This window comes from Sporosarcina sp. SAFN-015 (genome assembly GCF_059415085.1).
The window spans coordinates 52080-71583 of sequence record NZ_JBPFDR010000002.1; the positions used below are offsets into that span (position 1 = coordinate 52080).

The window sequence follows — 19504 nt, forward strand, 5'->3', positions numbered from 1 at the left end:
TGTAGATAATTCGAATTTGGATTCCCTACTCCCATTTGTCTAGTTTTATCATTCAGACAATGTCCTGCCATTGCATATAGTAATATGACTATTTACAAGCAACTAAAAAATGAAGTAGAGGTAATTAGTATGAATGAGAAGTTACAAAAGAATGCCGATACTTATTATCAACTTGCTGAGAAGAAGGCTGCAGATTATTTTGAAACACTTTCTGGAAAGCTTGCAAACAAGATGTATGCCACTACCTTAACGAAAGATATACAGACTTGGAAACAGAATCATATTCACCCCAATACATTGGCATCGTTGTTTTCCCGTGGAAAGGGTAGAACTGGTTCTCGAGGATATCATGGTTATCTTCAATGGCTTGATTACACGGGAAAACTCGATAACTACTTGGATCGAAGCATCTCTTATATCTTCTTGCGTGATCTGGGTAAATCACTTGACTCACCTAACACGCTTAACAGAATCAAGAATGTAGTTCATGACATAAAAAAGCATCTACCACTATCCAGATCAACCGGCAGTGGCGAACAAACTGAGATGTTCAGCATGGCAAGTTTATATCGTTGGGCCGAAAGAGAAGGCGTTGAGTCGACGTTTATTTGGTTGATGAATAAACTGAAGTCGGTATCTTCTAATATTCCTGAAGGGCTTAATGCTGAAGAGGCGAAGCGGAAGCTAATAAAAATCATTGCTGGGGTCATCATGCATCAGATTGAAGAGATGAGTGATGAGGATACGGCCGCAGAACGGACCCGAAAGTTGGATGAAGCGATAAGATTGGGCTATTCGTATGGCCTAACCTATCCTTTTATTGACGATTTATTGGACTCAAATGTCTTATCCGAAGATGAGAAAAAACAATATTCAAGTTTGATACGTACAACCCTTATTACATGTTCCGTACCTGAATTAGGGGTGTGGACGGGAAATAATAAGGATTTGATTCACTATATCCATTCCGAACTCCGAGAAGCCTTTGCGTATATTCAAGGTTGCTTGCGACAAGAAACAAAAGATCTTTTCTTTGAGCAATCTTACGTATTTTTTCATGCCCAGGAAATGGATCGGGAAAAAGATTTAGTACACGCAACTTATACGAATGAAGAGCTTTATATCCCGGTTATTTTAAAATCGGCTTCTTCCCGTTTAATTGTCCGATCGGTTCTTAGTGCTAAAGAGGATGACGGGTTTGACAACCGAACATTCTTTTACGGTATATATAATCAGTTAGCTGACGATTTTGCAGATATGTTTGATGACTTGGAGGCTGGCGCAGTTACACCTTATACGTATTATTTGAAATATCATCGTACGCGTTCGGATCTCATAAACCCTTTTGAGTTGTATTGGACCGTCATCTCTAATTTGATTCATAACGTGTATCATTCGGATAAAAAGACACGTGAAGTAATGTTAAACCGTGCGATAAATGGACTAAAACGATTTAAAGAGCGTGCGGGAGATAAAAAATATAACGAAGTGATGCAGTTATTCGCAACCGGAGATTCCAAATTCGATAGACTCATCCAAAAGATGGTCCGGAAAGCGGATGATGTCGATTTCTTTGATAAATTACTTCGGGACCATATTCTAGCCAATTTGAAAGAGGAAGGGAAAGAGAGAGAAGCCTTTTTAGACACGGTCAAAACCGTACGAGGTCAAATAAACGAATTGTTGTATATCAATGAAAGTGATGATGCTTCATTGTGGGAAGATCCAATTGTCAGTGCTGCAAATTATAGTTTGTATGGCGATGGAAAGCGGCTTAGACCAATCGTAACGTGGGTGATGGGTGTACATGAATATGGGTTGGATCAATCTGCGATCGTGCCCTTACTGAAATCATTGGAATATATGCATACTGCTTCTCTCATTTTCGATGATCTGCCGTCTCAAGATAATTCATCCATTCGCAGGGGACGACCGACGCTGCATCATGTTTATAATTCAGCCGTGGCGGAATTAACGGGTCTATATTTAACTCAAAAGGCGGTAGAAGAACAAGCATCGCTTGACCGGTTTGACCCGAAAACGGTTCTTCGCCTAATTCAATATTCGGCTGGAAAGACAACTGACATGTGTAAAGGCCAAGCGATGGATTTGAACTCTAAAGGCAAGCAATTAACTTTGGAACAGTTAAATACAATGTGCTTTTATAAAACGGGCATAGGCTTCGAAGCCTCTCTCGTTATGCCTGCAATTCTAGCGGGGAAACAAGAATCCGAACTGGAAGCACTTAAGCAATTTGCCTATCACGCTGGTATCGCTTTTCAGATCAAGGACGACTTGCTCGATGTTGAAGGGGATGAGGAATCTCTCGGAAAGCCATCCGGCAAGGACGCGGAAAACAATAATTCAACCTTCGTATCGATTCTCGGTGCAGAAGGTGCCCGTGAAGCGATGTGGGATCACTACTGTACCGCCATGGAAACGTTGCAACAGATGCAGCACAAAACAACCTACCTGAAACACTTTTTAAGTTATATTGTTAACAGGGACAATTAAAAGTTTACCTATGAATTTTTCAATAAAGTTATGGTACCTGAAGATCGTATGATCGGTGTTTCATTCGCTCATTTTAGAATAAGCATGCATTTTGATGGGGTGCATAAGCACCTAACAATCTTTAGATTTGAATGACGCTGATTAGATTATTGTTAATGTCTGATACATCGAAACGTTTTGGTTCACCGTGTCTCCAGTTAGATACGGTGATGTTTTTTTCCATTAACATTTCTCGTACCTTTTCAGCATCTTCAACTACGAAATTAAACGGTGTATACTGTTTGCTAGGTTCGTAATCATTAACTTCAACGAGGTGGAAGCCGCAGTTATTGGCTATCTCCAAGCCTGCCATCCGTTTATTTTTCCAACGCAGTGGAAAGTGAAAAACACTTTGGTACCAAGCTAATGATTCTTCAAGATTTTTCACTGGCAAAAATACCGCATCGATTCGCTCAACAAATTTTTCCTTCATCGTTTTATCATTCCTTTTCAGTTTGATATGTTAATAAGTGATTCACACTATGCAAACCATTCTTCCCCTACTTGCCAATTGTATAAAAACATATCCAGCAATCACTCGCTCGCTAAAGAAGTATTTCTATATCAATAGTAATTATATATTTAGATTATATGATAAAATTTAATTATATGTAATTTTTAGACCAATTAAATTGGAAGGTTGTTTAGTATGGATTATAAGATTGTATCTAAGATGTTGATGGAACAATTACGAACTTCGAGGACGATGGTATTGCTTTCGCGTTGGAAAGGTTTGGGGTCATTTAAGGGGGATATCATGTACAGATTTGAAGAGGAGTACCTCAGAATTATATTAGGGCAGTTTAGACATTTTAAAAAACGCGCAGAAGATGGAATTCGGCAATTGTCTGAAGACGAATTACACTGGAAGCCAAGTGAAGAGTCTAACAACATTGCAATCATCATAAAGCATCTAAGCGGAAATATGCACTCTCGTTGGATCGATTTTTTGACTACAGACGGTGAAAAACCTTATCGGAACAGAGATATGGAGTTTGTTGATGGAAATGAATCTAAAGAGCAGCTAATGAAAATTTGGGATAAAGGATGGAAATTACTTTTTAATACGATTGAAAGTCTTAAAGCAGAGGATCTATTAAAAATAGTTACATTGAGACAACAGCCCCTTAGTGCTTTTCAAGCAATTCAAACGGAAGTAGCTCATATTAGTTATCATGTAGGGCAGATTCTTTATATCGGAAAGCAAATTAGGGATAAAGATTGGAAGATCTTAAGTATTCCTAAAACTGTTCGGAGGGATGGAAATGATTAAGGCGGCGATTTTCGACTTAGACGGGACATTGTTGGATCGAGACGAATCAGTCAAAATGTTCATTGACCATCAATATGAAAGGTTGCACAAATTCGTAGGCCATATTCCAAGGGAGATGTTTGCAGCAAGATTCATTGAATTGGATAACCGCGGATATGTGTGGAAAGATAGGGTGTATGAACAGCTGGTCGATGAGTTTGAAATTAATGGTATAACGTGGGAGGAACTGCTTCAGGATTATATTGATGAATTCAAGAATTACTGTGTTCCTTTTGCTAATCTCATAGAAATGCTGGAGACACTAAAAAGAAAAAGCTTGAAGCTAGGGATGATTACAAATGGTAAAGGTCAATTTCAGATGGACAATATTAAAGCGCTTTACATTGAGAAATATTTTGACGCCATTTTAGTATCTGAATGGGAAGGAATCAAAAAGCCAGATCCTCAAATATTCATTAGAGCATTGGAGCAGCTAAATGTTTCGCCTAGCGAAAGCATATTTGTAGGGGACCATCCTGTAAATGATGTGGAAGCTGCTAAAAATGCCGGAATGATTGGGATTTGGAAAAAAGATTTTCAATGGAGTGCAGTGGAAGCTGATTTTGTCGTTGATGACTTAGCCGAATTGCCTTTGATTATTGAAAAGATAAGTATAGTGGAAGAACAGCATTCCTAAGAAAAAAGACGATGGAAAACAATCTATCCGTCGTCTTTTTAACTTACGTAAGTTCATTTCTTTTGGATAAGCCCAAAACCAATTCCTGGAGGATCTACTAAATAAGCAAGGTAAAAATCATCGAGCTCCATTTTATCTCTAACGACCATTGCGCCATTTTCTTTCGCTTCAAAAATGAGATTGACCGGGTTAAATAGTAGTGCAATGTAAAACAAAAAGACCACCCGTTTAAGGTAGTATTGTATTTTTAATCAATTGTTTTGTTGGTTGTCCTATTTAACTGCAATTCGAGAAGTGCAGTTTTTTGATAAGTGAGCTCGATGTCTTTTTCAAGATTATCCAAACTATGTTTAACCTCTTTGAAACGTTGCGTTATGTCTTCACGTGTGCCTTGTTGTCCCGTTTGATTGTCTAAAATGACAGAAGGATGCAACTCCTATATAGGAATGGCATCCAATCAGTCAAAAGTGAATTATTTTAATTCTAACTGCATTGATTCAATCGCATATGGTTCTGCAACGAGTTCAAGCGGCCTAGAGTTTGGGTCCTCATCCACCTCATTAGCAAACTTATATACATTGACAATCGGCGTTATCGTAATAGACGTTGCATCTTCATGGAACTGAGTCGTTGTGATTCTTGGTCTGCTAGTATAGTCTTTGAAGTCTTCAAAGTCCGTGCTGTGGCCAACGTCATGATAATAAATCATGTTATAGTCATTTCCCAAATCATCTTTCACGAGATATTCAATCTGAATACCGCGCCATTCTTCCTCTTCTGCTGCGGCTGTCCGCATGTCAACCCTTTCTGAAAGATACAGCGTTGTAGAGATTGGGGTTTCAGTCATTTTAGTCAAAGTTATATCAATACCATCTGCATTTGACACAATACCAGCATCCGCAAATTTTTTCGTCTTACTATCGAGAGCATGCAAGTTAAGTTGGAAGTTCCATTCTCCTTGGAATTCATCTTTGACGTTTGACAAGTTCAGAATGCTGCTGCCATCCCAAGTTGCAGTAATTTCGTCCGGTTTAGGACCTTCAATTAGCTGATAGATAAAGAGCCCGGCGTATTCATGATCACTGATTTTTTTCGTAATGTACTTCGAGTAAGATCCATAATGTTCATATTCGTTTCCGAATTCTTCTGCATAAAAGCTTCCTTCCATTATGGGTCTTTCCCCTAGGTCGTGTTCACTTTCCATTGTATAAGCAATTGCAATATTTTCACCGTCATACACTGCATCTGTTACTGTGACTGCAATTCCGTTGCTCTCCTTCGTCACCCCAATATCTGTTGCGAATGAGTCGAATTTCTCAAAAACGTAATCATCATGGTCAACAAACTGCTCAAAGAAGTTTCCGACAATCGGCAGTTTCGCAGCAAGGGCCGGAAACGCAGCGCCAAACGTTATCCCTGAAGCAATGAAAAAGGCTGCCGCGACAGATAGATTCCTTGGCAAATGGTTTTTCTTCTTCACCCTCCTCATGACAGCTCGTTTAATGCGTGCCTTTTCAAGATCGCTCACATCCATCGGCTGAATGTCCGTGTCGACGCTCATTTTTTGTCTGTCGAATTGTTTATAAAGTCTCTTCAAGTCAAAGCCCCTCCCAATTCCTGCAATCTTTTTTTTCCGCGATACAGTCGATTGTCCACTGATGCTTTAGTTAGGCCGAGGTTATCGGCGATTTCTTTATTTCCCATGTTTAAAAAGTACTTCATCGTAAAAATATCTCGGTCGACTTGGCGCATTTTTGCCATCATGCGCAGCAGTTCCTCGGTCGATGTTCGTAGAAGAAATTCTTCTTCAGCGGACTGCACAGTCATTAAATCTGTTTCGAATTCCGCGGCAATTGGTTGATTACTTAACTTCCGCTGCGCATCGATCGCCTTGAACTTCGCGATTGTGCAAATCCATTTCCTAAAATCCTCCTGCTCCCCTGAAAATTGCTTGGCATTTTCAAAGGCACCCAGGAACGTATCACTGATGCATTCTTCGATGACTTGGGAATCGTTGTAGGATTGCAATGAATTATAGATAATGGCTTTTACAATCCCGCTATATTCATCAATGACAAACTCCAACGCAGCTTCTTTCCCCTTTTTGAAATTCTTAATAAAGTTTTCAGGTGTAATCTCCATACCATCAACTCCCTCTTATCCCGTAAAGGCCTTTACAATAAATACATCGTATCAAACTGGGAATGTTCTCATATTTTCAATGAAAAAACGATCGCATCCTTAACTGGACGCGATCGTTTGAGCATTTATGGATTGAAACTCTTCCCAATCATGAATTTCATATGTTGGCTGTGCCAAACCATTATTCTCTTTTCGTTTTGGATTATACCAGCACGTATCGATACCGTAGTTGTTGCCTCCGCGGATGTCTGACGAGAGCGAGTCTCCGACCATCAGGACACGTGATTTGTCTTTGATATGCAACTGCTTGAAAACATGTTCGAAAATTTCTCTCTGTGGCTTTTGGAAACCGATCTCTTCAGACGTGAAGATTGCTTCGAACGTATCAGCTAAACCGGAAGCGGCGATACGGGCCAATTGCACTTCTTTGAAACCGTTTGTCAAAACTGCAATCCTCGCACCCTTAAGGGAATCAAGCATGGGTACCACACCGTCGATCAAGTGGACTTCCTTCCCTAAATAATCAAGGTATTTTTGACCGAACTGCTCTGCATCCATTTCAAGACCGTGTTCAAGGAACAAACGTCTGAACCGCTCTGTTTTCAGTTCCGCAAGTGTTATTCTGCCTTGTTCCAAATCCTCCCAAAGTACAGTGCTGACTGCCCGGTACGTATCCCTAAAATCCACTAATGCGTTCGGTAAACCATGTGTAGTGAACACATTCGTAAACGCAAGTTTTTCTGTCTCCCCGAAATCCATCAATGTATCATCCAAGTCGAATAAAAACACATCGTATTTCATTCTCACATCTCCTGACTGACTGTAGGCTGTATCTTTAGTATAACACCTTTATTTATATTGAATGGATCGGATAATGAAGAAAATCATTGAACCGAAAAGAATGCCAAGAAAAATTGGCAAGAATAGTATACCAAGTGGCTCAGCCTTACCTAATGCAACTTGCACCATATTGTAATTCACAAAGACAAACAACAAGACACATTCATTTTTAATTACATTTAATAATAAAACGGAATTTTTGTATTGGAATTCAATATTGTTTTCATTGAGATTCATATAATTATGCCATTCCGGATGTTTTTCGAGAAACGACATGGAAATGCCTAAGACTGCAGCAATTATAGGAAGGAGGAGGAGTTCCCACCTTGATCCCCAACGATCCACTTCACCAGCTGCATTATAATGAGCCGGAACTTGATCGGGCAACTGTCCCCAAACGACAAACAAATAGACGATTCCTGCTGCAAAGATAAGCATTGTAATGATGTCGAGTACTTTTTGAAATGTGGACTTCGGGATATCCAATTTCGGTTTATTGTAAATGTGTTTATCTTTATCCATTTCCTTTCAACTCCCCTTCAAGGCCTTCTTTACGAGGGGGACTTCAGAAAAGTTTCAAAACGTCAGCCACAGGTGCCTATGCAATTTTACAACGAAATCAAATTTTTAGGAAAAGTAGTGATGGTGGAAAGGAAAGTGATTGTTGAGTCGATGAATGATGGGAAGTCTTTTATGAGAGTGTACGTCTCCTTTATAAACAACGATATTGAAAATAGCCCACTATATTATTATTTCGATAGAATAATAATAGAAGCTTCTATTTCTATAGGCTGTAGATATTTTAATCATTTTATTATTGTGATACACTACAATAAGGTAATAACAGAACAGAAAAGGTGTGTTCCTAGCTCGCGTCTTGTCTTTTTGTGACGCCTAAGAAGGAGCGTCTACATCCTTTCTGCAAATTCAGGGTATAAGGATGATAAAAATGAGCAACGGAGAAACAAAAACAGACGTCATCTTAATTGGCGCCGGAATCATGAGTGCAACTTTGGGAACAATGTTGAAGGAATTGGCACCGGACTGGAAAATTACAGTGTTTGAGAAGCTTCCGGGCGCAGGTGAAGAAAGTTCCAATGAGTGGAATAATGCAGGGACAGGACATGCCGCACTGTGCGAGCTCAACTACACTACTGAAAAGCCAGACGGAACTTTAGATATTAGCAAAGCAATTAAGGTTAACGAACAGTTCCAGCTTTCTATGCAATTTTGGTCTTTTCTAGTGAAGAATCAACTCATTAGCAATCCAGAGGATTTTATTATGCCATTGCCTCATATGAGCTACGTATACGGTGAGGATAACGTGAAGTTTTTGAAAAAACGATTTGAAGCGCTTTCCAATAACCCACTGTTCGAAGGGATGGAGTTCTCCGACGATCCGGAGAAACTGAAAGAGTGGCTGCCTCTCATGATGAAAGGCCGGACTGTGAATGAACCGCTGGCAGCGACAAAGATTGATACAGGAACGGATGTCAACTTTGGCGCTTTAACACGCATGTTATTCGATCATTTGAAAAATAAGAATGTAGATATAAACTATAATCATAGTGTAAACCAATTGAACCGCATGGCGGATGGATCATGGGAAGTGAAAGTGAAAAATCTCGATAGTGGAGCCGTTGAACGCCATACTGCGAAGTTCGTCTTTATCGGTGCTGGCGGTGGAAGTTTGCATTTACTGCAAAAATCAGGCATCCCTGAAGGAAAACATATCGGAGGATTCCCGGTGAGCGGGCTCTTTTTAGTGTGCAAAAATCCGGAGATTGTCGAGCAGCATCACGCGAAAGTATACGGCAAGGCTTCCGTAGGTGCTCCTCCTATGTCGGTTCCGCATCTTGATACGAGATATATTGATAATCAAAAATCATTGCTGTTTGGACCGTTCGCTGGATTTTCGCCGAAGTTCCTGAAGACAGGCTCCAATATGGATCTCATTTCTTCCGTGAAACCGAGCAATGTCTTTACGATGCTGGCGGCGGGCGCGAAAGAAATGTCCTTGACGAAATACTTGATCCAGCAACTGATGTTATCGAAGGAACAGCGGATAGAAGAATTGCGCAGCTTCATCCCGACAGCTAAAAGCGAGGATTGGGATATTGTTGTAGCAGGCCAACGCGTTCAAGTCATTAAAGACACGGAAGCGGGCGGCAAAGGCACGCTTCAGTTCGGTACCGAAGTCGTCAATGCAGCTGACGGCTCGATTGCCGCATTGCTCGGAGCTTCGCCGGGAGCGTCCACAGCAGTTCACGTTATGCTTGAAATACTCAATAGATGTTTCCCACAACATGTAAAAGAGTGGGAGCCGAAAATTAAAGAAATGATTCCTTCTTATGGAGTGTCGCTCGTCAACAACCCAGACCTTCTGAAGGAAATCCATGCAACAACCGCACAGGCGCTTGGACTAGTTGCACATATACCAGAATCGTCAAATGAAGAAGCAGAGCCGGTAGAAGAGGAATCTGTTGTTGTTGAAACTGGGGAAACGGAACAAGATGCAGCCTTAGGAGTAGACCGCGAAGTGCAAAACGTAGATGATACGTTGATTGTAGAAGAGCATCCTGAGAAAAAAGAAGAGTAACAGTAAAAAGCTGACTCGGCAATCGTGCCGCAGTCAGCTTTTTGCATATTAAAATGTATAGCGGGCTACTTGTTCACCACTAATAATGAACCCGTCCACTTCCGTAAACCCTATTTTTTCGTAGATGCGTTTTGCGTGTTCATTCTCCGGTTCATAAGAAAGTGTGATTGTTTGATGACGTTCTTCTTTATTTGCCAAAATATCATTAATCACTAGTTGGATCGCTTCTTTCCCATACCCTTTTCCTTGATGTTTTTGATCGATCATCATACGGTAGATCCAATATTCATGATCATCTTCATCAATTCCGTAAAGCGCAAAACCGATCATTTCCTCTCCAAGATAGATTCCTTTCGCGTGGAAGTTTTCAAGGAAGTTCAATTGGGCGAGCGATACCGCGTTTGACGCGACAAAATTCACTTGATCCTCCCGTACACGCAACGATATGGCTTTAAACCAATTGTCTTTCGTAATCGTTTCCAAATGCAACATGATCATCTCCCCTTTTCCTAAATTATAGTCGAAGATCTAGTAGTCATGAAAGCAAATTATTTAAAAAAAGGAACTATTTTCATTGGAATTTACAGGAGGCAATATTGGAAATCAAAACTCTTTTACATAATCTGATAAAATGACACGCTAGGTAGATTAGGCTATAATAGTAAGCGTCGCAATCACCCTGAAAGGGGATTTTTTTATGATTACATTACATAATGTGAGTAAAAGTTTCGCGCGTTTCCAGGCTATTCAGTCAGTCTCCTTATCGATAGGAAAAGGCGATATCTATGGCATCATCGGAGCAAGTGGTGCTGGCAAATCGACGCTCCTTCGGCTTATGAATTTATTGGAAGTTCCGGATGGAGGGGAAGTGGAGGTCAATGGTCAAACATTGACAAAGTTGAATGGCAAACAACTTCGGCAAGCAAGAAAATCAATCGGTATGATTTTTCAACACTTCAATTTGGTCGCGAATAAAACAGTATATGAAAACGTCGCAGCATCGTTGGAATTGGCCAAATTTCCGAGAAAAGGACGCCGTGCCCGTGTGGAGGAATGTCTTCAGTTTGTCGGCCTTGCGAGTTACATAGATAAATACCCCGCCCAATTGAGTGGGGGTCAGAAACAACGTGTGGCGATAGCAAGGGCATTGGCGAACAATCCGCAAGTATTATTATGTGACGAACCGACATCATCACTTGATCCGAATACAACCGCGGAAATATTAAGCGTGTTGGAAAATATCAATCGGAGCTTCGGAGTGACAATCGTCATTGTCAGCCACGAGATGGAAGTGATCAGAAGCATTTGCAACCGTGTCACTGTCATGGATCATGGCAAAGTGTACGATACCGTATCCATCAAGCCACAAGGGATCGGGATGGCAGAAAATAGCCCGAGTTTCTTTGTTGAACAGCTTACAAAGGACGGTGAAATAGGTCGTGCTTGACGTTTTACTTCAATATGAGACTGAGATTTGGCGATCGATCGGAGAGACTTTCATCATGGTCGGTGTTTCGATTGCGGCAGCCGTTTTAGTCGGACTTCCAGTTGGCACACTGCTTTTCCTATGCAGGAAGGGCCAAATTTATGAGAACCGGGTTATATTTTCAGTACTGAATTTACTAGTAAATATCATTCGATCTTTCCCGTTTCTATTGTTAGTCGTATTCCTTATCCCGTTCACAAGGATGCTTATCGGCACAGCCATTGGGACGGCAGCCGCAACTGTGCCTTTATCAATCATCGCTATTGCGCATTATTCCCGACTCGTTGAACAATCTTTGCTCGACGTGCCAAAAGGGGTAATAGAGGCTGCAATTGCTATGGGTGCTTCTGTGAGGCAAGTCATTTTTAAATTTCTATTCGTCGAAGCCCGCTCAGGACTCGTGTTAGGATTAACGACGTCGATCATCAGTTTCATTTCGTATTCAACGATCATGGGAGTTGTTGGTGGCGGCGGTATCGGAGACTTTGCGATCCGGTATGGCTATCAGCAATTCAAAACGGATTTAATGATGTACATGATTATTATAATGGTCATACTGGTGCAGTTCATCCAATTTACCGGAACGACTGTATCAAGAATGATAGATAAACGATAACAGGAGGAAACAACATGAGAAAGCTATTAATGCTAACAACATTGCTAATCGTTTTATTAGCAGGGTGCAGCAAGGATAAAGAAGAGGTAGACAATGCGAAGGTGCAGGAGACCGATGAAGAAGTGACGTTGAAAGTTGCTTCATTGATCCCGCCAATGACAGAAATCCTTGAACTCGTGAAACCGAAGCTTGCGGAGGAAGGAATCGACTTGGAAGTCGTTGTACTAGGTGATAATGTGCAACCAAACAGTGCGCTTGCAGCGAAAGAAGTAGATGCGAACTTCTTCCAGCACGTGCCGTACATGGAGGAATTCAATCGCAATAATGACGCGAACCTCGTTCCGATTACGCCTATCTATTTCGCGAATTACGGCGTATATTCGAAGGACTTTGCGTCAATTGATGAACTGCCTGAGGGCTCCGTCATTGCAATGGCGAATGATGTTTCCAACATCGACCGTTCGTTGTCATTGCTTGCTCAACATGGAGTTATAACGTTAGGTGAAAAAACAGACACGTATTATACGCAAGCGGATATTACCGACAATCCGAAAAACTATAAGTTCGAGGAAGTCGATTTGCTAATGCTTGCGCGTATGTACGATGATGCTGATGCAGTGGTCATGACGCCAGCATATGCTGCGCCACTCGGATTGACGCCGAAGAGCGATGCATTGCTTACAGAAGGAGTCGAAAATGACTTTGCAATCACATTAGTAGCACGTGAAGACAACAAAGATTGGGAGCCGATTCAAAAGCTTGCTGACGCAATGACAAGCCCGGAAGTTCGCAAGTTCTTAGAAGAGAACTACGACGAAACTGCCATCCCTGCGTTTAAATAAAATAGGAGAAGAGCCATTCTAATGTGTTTACAATATAGAATGGCTCTTTTTTTGCATAAAAAAGCCATGCCCGATCGAGCGCGGGCATGGCTTCTGTCGTTCATCGTTTCAATTTGTCCTCTTCAACGATATGAGCTGGTTCACTTTGCAAATAATACGCGCCTTTCGTCACTATCGCAATGATGACTGTCAAAATAGCAGCGAGTACCGCGGCGAAAAACGCAGCTGTCGATTGGAGGAACAATCCCATATAGCCAAGTGCGGCGATTGTACCGATTACACTTGAAACGAGGAGAGAAACAACTCCGACAGGATTCCATTTGTATAAGTATTCTTGTGTCGCAACATAATAATTTGGTCCGATTTTCAACCATTTTTTTACGACTAGCGCATCCGTCACCAAGATGGAAGCCCATGCAAACAGGAAGACACCTTGGAATGTCATGACCGTAGCAAGATGGTCTACAATTCCGCCAAGCATTAACACAATTGCCGTCAGTGCGGAGACAACAACCCAAAAGCGTCGGCCAGGGGTGAAACGGAAGATATTTTCAAAGAAGTTTGATAAGGAGAGTGAACTACTATAAATATTTGTGACATTAATACGCAATTGCGTCAACATCGTAAATAAAGCGCCGCCGATTCCGAGCAGCAGCACAATATAAACGCCTGGATCCGACTCCAAATAACGGACGCCGAACCAGATACCTAATCCTCCCATAACGCCATAACAAAAAATTTGAGGAATGAACCCGATTGCTAAAGATCCAACTTTAATATCTTTAGGGCGTAAAAAACGGGCATAATCAGAAGCGAGAAGAGCGGTCAAGCCCATGATCCCATTATGCATACCGATACAGAACAGCAGCGCGGTTCCGCCAAGCTGTACTCCTTCGGGCATATAAGAGAAAACTGGACCCGTATAGATAGCGGGTTTGATAAATGAAACAACAATGGCAGCGAGCAAAAATAAGACGAAAATCGGTAATGACCATTTCTGCAGCTTATCCAGTTGTTTAATTCCAAACCAATTTAGAGGAATAACAATGAGTCCAAATACGAGGATTAAAACCCATTTAGGAAGGGAAGGTAAAAAATGATGTACAGCCGATATAAGAATCAGGCCTTCAAAAGCACAATACATAATAAAATTCGATGCGTAAATGAGTGAGGTCAAAGATGCTCCAATATAGCCGAAGCCGCCGCCCCTCGACAGCAGGTTTACATTCATGCCCGACTTCGCGGATAAATACACAATGACCGTACCGAGTACGCCTGCTACGATGATTGCGTAGCCAGCGGAAATAAGAGCATTAGGAGCTCCGAATTGGAGTGCCATCACACTTCCCATTTGAAAGTAGAAAATAGCTGTTGCTATCCCGAACGTAATATTCGTAATGCTAAGCCAGCCAGCCTTTCGTTCCTCGCGAGGTACACGGTCCAAGGAATAATCCCGGACAACCTCTTCCTTCATATCGTCTTGCACAGTGGTTTGTTCTATTGACAATACATTTCAGCTCCTTATGTGTAAAGCACCTACTCCTTCTGCCTTGAGGCATAATATTTTTCAAACTTCTTTTAATAATGCGCACCACTCCATTTTATCAAAAAAGTAATAAAAAAATCAAGTATTTCGATTTACGTAGTATTAATATATATACATACATTTCAAATGAAAATCGGCATGCCCTTTGCATAAAAACTATAAATCGACAAAAACTTTTTCAGCAAACGGATACGATGCCACACGGGTACAGCATGGAGTTTTTTGGAAGTGGATCGTATGTATGAAAAAGTTCTTATAGCAAATAATAAATATAATTGTTTACATGAGGAGGAGTAGAAATGGGAGCAGTTCGACGGATTGCATTGGCGTTGGTTATCATTGGTGCATTGAATTGGGGACTAATCGCTTTTTTCCAGTTTGACTTGGTTGCATCTATATTCGGAGGACAAGATGCATTTTTATCGAGAGTAGTTTATGCACTTGTAGCGATAGGCGGTTTGATTTGTTTAGGGCTATTATTCAAACCGGATGAAGAGAGGGAAGTCACTACGACGCGCAGTCGCATGTCTACCCCTGCCATGCATACCGAGTTTGGAGAAGAACCGGACTTCAAGAAGGAACGGGAGTTATCCGACAAAAAAGAAGAACTATAAAATGGAGTGACAGTCCCTACATACAAGGGGGCTGTCACTCTTTTTTTTCTTCCTCTATGATTTGATCAATTTTTTCCATTTGCTCCTGAACCTCCTCTTCCACGTCAGTCGTGGCGGGAATGAAAGGCTCGTTATTATAATCGATACGTTTCCCGTAGCGCAGCATTTCATACAGGATCATGCCGTTGTTCGGTTTGCCGTTCACAGTGAACATCGGAACAATGTCTAGCAGTACAAAGTAAAAAACATAAAAAATGAAGCGTTCAAAAAAGGTTCTGTAGTCTTCCAAGAATCCATTCGCCAGCAACATATTTATTGCTAGCGCCAAAACAAGATTAATGAGGATAGGGGCGGCGTAAATGCATATATTCGCAAACTTGCTGTCCCTCTTCAGCGAATCAAAAGAAAACCAACTATACATATGATAATATTTCCGGATATCAAAAATACCGATAATTTTAAAACGGGGTCCCGAACCTATTGTCAGCCTTGGATTTTTCACGCCAAAAATAGCGCTCACAATCAAATAACCGGATTCCCTCAGAAACGACACGACAGGCAGGATGATAAAAGCTGAGATGACGAGTGAAACTAAATCGGAAAGTCCAAACATAGCAGTCCCTTCTCTTCCAGCAGAAGTAAAATTACAACTTCTACACCACGTACCCGAATTAGGAGAAGTTGAATCTTTTCAGAAAAAGCAGGAATCCATACTTGTTTTGGCGAAAAGCCTTGTAGATAAAAGATAAAGGAGAACTTGAGAAGTGAATTTATTTAATCGGATTGAGAAGGACAATGAATATTGGCTTGTTGACCAAGTGAAGGTAGATGGAGTGACGGAACAGGAATATGTAGAAGTGTTTTATACATTACTTAGCAGCTGGAAAGAGAAGCAGATCGGATATTTATCATTGTTAATGGATGCATCCTATGAGAAGTGGCTGTTGGAAGAAGGCTTCCGAAAAGTATCGATGATTGTTGAATATACACGGAAATTGGATGAGACGTTTCCGGCAGAGCAAGGAATTACCGTTACAGCATTAGCAGATGGAATGATGGCAGATTCTGATTTTGCGCTGTTGTATGAACGCTGTCGTAGCGGCTCTGCAAATAAAAATAAGCTATTCACAATTGAGCAGATGATGGAATCACTCGAAAATGAACTTGGTACGGATTGGAGAACGCACTGTTACATCTTCCGAAAATCAGGCGAGCCTGTTGGATTGAGCATCCCTATTATCGAGCAAGGTACCGTCGACGAGGGGCGTCTGTTTTATTTCGGTGTTGTACCAGAATGGAGAGGGAAAGGGTACGGCTCTGCTTTTCATAGGATTTCGCTCAATTTGCTTCAGAGAATCGGTGCCACGACTTATGTCGGCAGTACGGATGAAGCGAATCGGCATATGATTCGTATTTTTGAACAGAACGGCTGTCGGTTGCGGGATCGGAAGGGGATTTATCGGATCGATCGGTAAAGGGAGATTGGTCAAGGGCTCATTTATTTCATCAAGGGCTCAATTAATTGCACAAGGGCTCCATTAATCGTACAAAAGCTTCTTTATTCCATTTTTGTTCTAGCAATGAATAAATGACAGCTCGCCTCACCTATTGTACGATGGAAAAAAGGGGGAATTTTCATGATACATATCGGCATCATCGGGTTAGGTGCAATCGGTCAACGCTTAATCAAACAATTTATAGAGCAAGACAAAGTTACGATTACTGCAGTTTGTGACAGGAATGAATCACTTGCAAGGGAAACATCTGAACAACTAGGCAATGTGCAAGCCTACACGGACTATAAACAGCTGCTTGCAAACACACAAGTAGATCTTGTTTACGTCGCAGTACCACCAAAATTCCACCACGCCATCGTGATGGACGCCATTCACGCAAAAAAGCACATCCTTTGTGAGAAGCCTTTAGCAAATTCATTGGAAGAGGCGAGGGAGATGGCGGATGCGGCGAAAGAAGCGCGTATCGTGCATGCCATGAATTTCCCACTGAACTATGGCCAAGCTGCAACGAAATTCGCAGAGTTGATTAACGATAACTATATAGGCAAGCTTAGGCGCCTACAGCTTTCGATGCACTTCCCGGAATGGCCGCGTGCTTGGCAGAAAAACGACTGGGTCGGCGGTCGGGACCAGGGCGGTTTTGTCCTCGAAGTCGGTGTCCATTTCATCCAGCAGACGCTAAAATTATTTGGCGAGCTTTATAATATCCAAACACGTTTGGAATTTCCGGAGGATCCGACACTATGTGAGAAGGGCATCATCGCTACAGCTGAACTCGCGGATGGCACGCCTGTTTTAATTGAAGGGATAAGCGGACAAGCTGGAAAAGAGCATATTGGATTTACCGCATACGGATTGGATGGCGTCTTAACGCTGGAAAAGTGGGGAGAGTTACGAGGTGGTAAAACGGGTGATGATATAAAAACGATCTCACTTGAAGGAGTGCTTACACCTCGATTGATTGACGAGTTGCTAAAAGCAGTGAGCGGGGAAGAAGCGGAGCTGTATGACTTTGAAGTCGGCTATGAAGCTCAGAAAGTGTTAGAGGAGTTAAGAAAAGAAAGGTAGAGAGGATTGCCCTCTCTACCTTTCGTCACTTTTCAATATCAATTACAATCCCATCCAACTCAAAATTTTCCAACGGTGCTTTACTGTTTTCATGACGATTTCTATAATTCAATTTCAATGTCTTCAAAATAGATCTTTTTTGCACCTTCAAGCGTGCTCACGGTCGCGAACGGATGGAAAATGAGTTTCGTCGCCTGCGGGTCTATATTATGGATGGTCGCACTCCATTGAAAGTCCTCCCGAGTTCTAGCGCCTCCCTCAGTAAATCCGCCGTTATAAGGAACTTTGTATTCATTCCCTAAGTTATCCGTCGCTTTCAGCTCCGCTTCTACAGCCGTCCAGTCATCCAGTATTGCGGGATCGACCAATTGCTGATAGTAAATATTGAAGGTTAGCGGTGTTTTTCTAACTTCCTTGAATAGTATAGCCACGCCATCTTTTTCAACCTTTTTATTCAACGTCTGCACTTCAGCCTCGATTCGCGGTAAGGAGAAGTTCAACTTCCAGTCGCCTTTCACTTCTTTATTATCGCCAAGCAGCATTTTCGGCTCCCATGTGACGTCCACCTGATCAGGTGTTTCTGAAAACCGCGGAGTAATGGTCATAATGCCTGCGTAGCCTAATCCCTTCACCTTCTCAAAGGAAGCGCCGGCATTTCCAGAGGGCACGCCGTCGACGGTTGGCCAGCCGTCGAAGATTAATGTTGAGCCATAATTTTTATTTGTTTGTATCGACACCGCCAAAGTGATGGTCGTCCCATCGAACACCCCTTGGTCAATATTGATTAAAGTGCCTTTATCCTCCGCAGTACGGCCGACATCGGTCGCAAGCTGTCCGAACTCTTTATACGCAGGTTTACTCGTTGAACCGAAATAATCGAATACATTCCCAATGACCGGCAATTGGCTGATCATATTCGCCATTGCTGGATTCAACATTACCGTCCCGCCCAAGATACTAATTGCTAATGTGGCGGCAAGTATATATCCAGTGCGCTTTTTGCTACGTCGTTTTCGGGACGAGGCATTTCCTTTGAATGAATTCTCTATGATCGAATCCAGCTTCTTACTTGGAACAGCTATTGTTTCCATTGTGTCTTCAATAACTTTCGTTTCGTCTTTCATCCGTATATACCCCCTTCATCTTTGTTTTCAACAGGGCAAGACCCCTATGTAAGTTCGTTTTGACAGTACCCTCAGGGCATTCCAGTATATCTGCAATCTGACTGACCGTGTAATCATAATAAAAACGCAATACGAGAACGGATTTATACTTTTCATCTAGTTCATATAGGACATTGGTCAAATCCAGTTTTTCTTCAAGCGAGCTGCCAATCTCTATAACGTCAGGGATTGAATAGCTTTCCATAGTAACGATTTTTTTGTTTTTGCGGATTTCCTTTAACGCGACATTGATACAAATCCGTGTTGCCCATGTGCTGAAATAAGACGGATTTCTTAGTTGGTGTATGGATTCAATGATTTCCAATACGGTTTGCTGAAATACTTCCAGTGCATCATGTTCATTTTTCATATAAATGAATGCCATTTTATACAATTTGTCTTTCTCGTCTTTCAAAAGCAGCTGCAATGCATGCTGATCCCCTTTGATCGCTTGCTTTATAAGCCTCTCCCTTTTCGGCATGGAATCACCACCTTCTATACATTAGGTAAACGGGTTGGATAAAACGTTTCAACTTTTTTAAAACAGCTACGGAATCATAACAAGAAAT

21 protein-coding genes are annotated in these 19504 nt (G+C 41.6%); 10 read left to right on the forward strand and 11 right to left on the reverse strand.

Annotated features, from left to right (window positions below):
* Positions 1 to 129 precede the first annotated feature (129 nt).
* Positions 130 to 2514: a polyprenyl synthetase family protein gene (locus tag ACR65H_RS03255; RefSeq protein WP_440498646.1), complete on the forward strand. Its 2385-nt coding sequence runs from the start codon at positions 130 to 132 to the stop codon at positions 2512 to 2514.
* Positions 2515 to 2635: 121 nt separating this feature from the next.
* Here ACR65H_RS03255 and ACR65H_RS03260 read toward each other — a convergent pair whose 3' ends face one another.
* Positions 2636 to 2986: a VOC family protein gene (locus ACR65H_RS03260; protein WP_440498647.1), complete on the reverse strand. Its 351-nt coding sequence runs from the start codon at positions 2984 to 2986 to the stop codon at positions 2636 to 2638.
* A 216-nt stretch (positions 2987 to 3202) separates the two neighbouring features.
* Between ACR65H_RS03260 and ACR65H_RS03265 the strand changes: the two genes are divergently transcribed.
* Positions 3203 to 3826, forward strand: coding sequence for a DUF1572 family protein (locus ACR65H_RS03265; RefSeq protein WP_440498649.1), 624 nt, complete (start codon positions 3203 to 3205; stop codon positions 3824 to 3826).
* Positions 3819 to 4502, forward strand: a complete 684-nt coding sequence (locus ACR65H_RS03270) for an HAD family hydrolase (protein ID WP_440498650.1) — start codon at positions 3819 to 3821, stop codon at positions 4500 to 4502. The genes ACR65H_RS03265 and ACR65H_RS03270 overlap by 8 nt, the downstream gene beginning before the upstream one ends.
* A gap of 53 nt (positions 4503 to 4555) precedes the next feature.
* On the opposite strand, the gene ACR65H_RS03275 is transcribed toward ACR65H_RS03270, so the two are convergent.
* The 5 genes from ACR65H_RS03275 to ACR65H_RS03295 all read right to left on the reverse strand — a co-directional run bounded on the left by ACR65H_RS03275 (position 4556) and on the right by ACR65H_RS03295 (position 8006).
* Positions 4556 to 4717: a hypothetical protein gene (locus tag ACR65H_RS03275; protein ID WP_440498652.1), complete on the reverse strand. Its 162-nt coding sequence runs from the start codon at positions 4715 to 4717 to the stop codon at positions 4556 to 4558.
* A 257-nt stretch (positions 4718 to 4974) separates the two neighbouring features.
* Positions 4975 to 6099 (reverse strand): DUF4179 domain-containing protein, encoded by a 1125-nt coding sequence (locus ACR65H_RS03280; RefSeq protein ID WP_440498654.1) that lies wholly within the window; start codon positions 6097 to 6099, stop codon positions 4975 to 4977.
* Positions 6096 to 6644, reverse strand: coding sequence for a sigma-70 family RNA polymerase sigma factor (locus ACR65H_RS03285; protein ID WP_440498655.1), 549 nt, complete (start codon positions 6642 to 6644; stop codon positions 6096 to 6098). The genes ACR65H_RS03280 and ACR65H_RS03285 overlap by 4 nt, the downstream gene beginning before the upstream one ends.
* Before the next feature lie 99 nt (positions 6645 to 6743).
* The gene (locus tag ACR65H_RS03290; RefSeq protein WP_440498656.1) at positions 6744 to 7445 is read right to left on the reverse strand and encodes a YjjG family noncanonical pyrimidine nucleotidase; all 702 of its coding nucleotides are present in this window, start codon (positions 7443 to 7445) and stop codon (positions 6744 to 6746) included.
* 48 nt (positions 7446 to 7493) lie between these two features.
* On the reverse strand, positions 7494 to 8006 hold the full coding sequence (locus tag ACR65H_RS03295) for a DUF1648 domain-containing protein (protein WP_440498658.1): 513 nt from the start codon (positions 8004 to 8006) through the stop codon (positions 7494 to 7496).
* 427 nt (positions 8007 to 8433) lie between these two features.
* Here ACR65H_RS03295 and ACR65H_RS03300 point away from each other — a divergent pair, with 427 nt between their 5' ends.
* Positions 8434 to 10083, forward strand: coding sequence for a malate:quinone oxidoreductase (locus ACR65H_RS03300; RefSeq protein ID WP_440498660.1), 1650 nt, complete (start codon positions 8434 to 8436; stop codon positions 10081 to 10083).
* A gap of 48 nt (positions 10084 to 10131) precedes the next feature.
* Here the strand turns inward: ACR65H_RS03300 and ACR65H_RS03305 are convergent, their stop codons facing one another.
* Positions 10132 to 10575, reverse strand: a complete 444-nt coding sequence (locus ACR65H_RS03305) for a GNAT family N-acetyltransferase (protein WP_440498661.1) — start codon at positions 10573 to 10575, stop codon at positions 10132 to 10134.
* Between the two features lie 205 nt (positions 10576 to 10780).
* Between ACR65H_RS03305 and ACR65H_RS03310 the strand changes: the two genes are divergently transcribed.
* The 3 genes from ACR65H_RS03310 to ACR65H_RS03320 are packed head-to-tail and all read left to right on the forward strand — an operon-like array spanning position 10781 to position 13027.
* Positions 10781 to 11530 carry a methionine ABC transporter ATP-binding protein gene (locus ACR65H_RS03310; RefSeq protein ID WP_440498663.1) on the forward strand — a complete coding sequence of 250 codons (750 nt, stop codon included), beginning with the start codon at positions 10781 to 10783 and terminating at the stop codon, positions 11528 to 11530.
* A complete protein-coding gene (locus ACR65H_RS03315; RefSeq protein WP_440498664.1) occupies positions 11523 to 12185 on the forward strand; it encodes a methionine ABC transporter permease in 663 nt (220 codons plus the stop codon). Before ACR65H_RS03310 ends, ACR65H_RS03315 begins: the two co-directional genes overlap by 8 nt.
* Before the next feature lie 14 nt (positions 12186 to 12199).
* Positions 12200 to 13027, forward strand: coding sequence for a MetQ/NlpA family ABC transporter substrate-binding protein (locus ACR65H_RS03320; RefSeq protein WP_440498665.1), 828 nt, complete (start codon positions 12200 to 12202; stop codon positions 13025 to 13027).
* A 100-nt stretch (positions 13028 to 13127) separates the two neighbouring features.
* Here the strand turns inward: ACR65H_RS03320 and ACR65H_RS03325 are convergent, their stop codons facing one another.
* Positions 13128 to 14501, reverse strand: a complete 1374-nt coding sequence (locus tag ACR65H_RS03325) for a purine-cytosine permease family protein (protein WP_440499198.1) — start codon at positions 14499 to 14501, stop codon at positions 13128 to 13130.
* A gap of 371 nt (positions 14502 to 14872) precedes the next feature.
* On the opposite strand from ACR65H_RS03325, the gene ACR65H_RS03330 reads away from it, so the two are divergent.
* Positions 14873 to 15187: a DUF378 domain-containing protein gene (locus ACR65H_RS03330; RefSeq protein WP_440498666.1), complete on the forward strand. Its 315-nt coding sequence runs from the start codon at positions 14873 to 14875 to the stop codon at positions 15185 to 15187.
* Positions 15188 to 15221: 34 nt separating this feature from the next.
* Here the strand turns inward: ACR65H_RS03330 and ACR65H_RS03335 are convergent, their stop codons facing one another.
* Positions 15222 to 15800, reverse strand: a complete 579-nt coding sequence (locus tag ACR65H_RS03335; protein WP_440498667.1) for a hypothetical protein — start codon at positions 15798 to 15800, stop codon at positions 15222 to 15224.
* Between the two features lie 151 nt (positions 15801 to 15951).
* Here ACR65H_RS03335 and ACR65H_RS03340 point away from each other — a divergent pair, with 151 nt between their 5' ends.
* Both ACR65H_RS03340 and ACR65H_RS03345 read left to right on the forward strand, forming a co-directional pair.
* On the forward strand, positions 15952 to 16662 hold the full coding sequence (locus ACR65H_RS03340; protein WP_440498668.1) for a GNAT family N-acetyltransferase: 711 nt from the start codon (positions 15952 to 15954) through the stop codon (positions 16660 to 16662).
* Between the two features lie 162 nt (positions 16663 to 16824).
* A complete protein-coding gene (locus ACR65H_RS03345) occupies positions 16825 to 17772 on the forward strand; it encodes a Gfo/Idh/MocA family protein (protein WP_440498670.1) in 948 nt (315 codons plus the stop codon).
* A gap of 101 nt (positions 17773 to 17873) precedes the next feature.
* Here the strand turns inward: ACR65H_RS03345 and ACR65H_RS03350 are convergent, their stop codons facing one another.
* Together ACR65H_RS03350 and ACR65H_RS03355 are read right to left on the reverse strand one after the other, a co-directional pair.
* A complete protein-coding gene (locus ACR65H_RS03350; RefSeq protein ID WP_440498671.1) occupies positions 17874 to 18896 on the reverse strand; it encodes a DUF4179 domain-containing protein in 1023 nt (340 codons plus the stop codon).
* The gene (locus ACR65H_RS03355; RefSeq protein ID WP_440498672.1) at positions 18871 to 19416 is read right to left on the reverse strand and encodes a sigma-70 family RNA polymerase sigma factor; all 546 of its coding nucleotides are present in this window, start codon (positions 19414 to 19416) and stop codon (positions 18871 to 18873) included. The genes ACR65H_RS03350 and ACR65H_RS03355 overlap by 26 nt, the downstream gene beginning before the upstream one ends.
* Between the last annotated feature and the right edge of the window lie 88 nt (positions 19417 to 19504).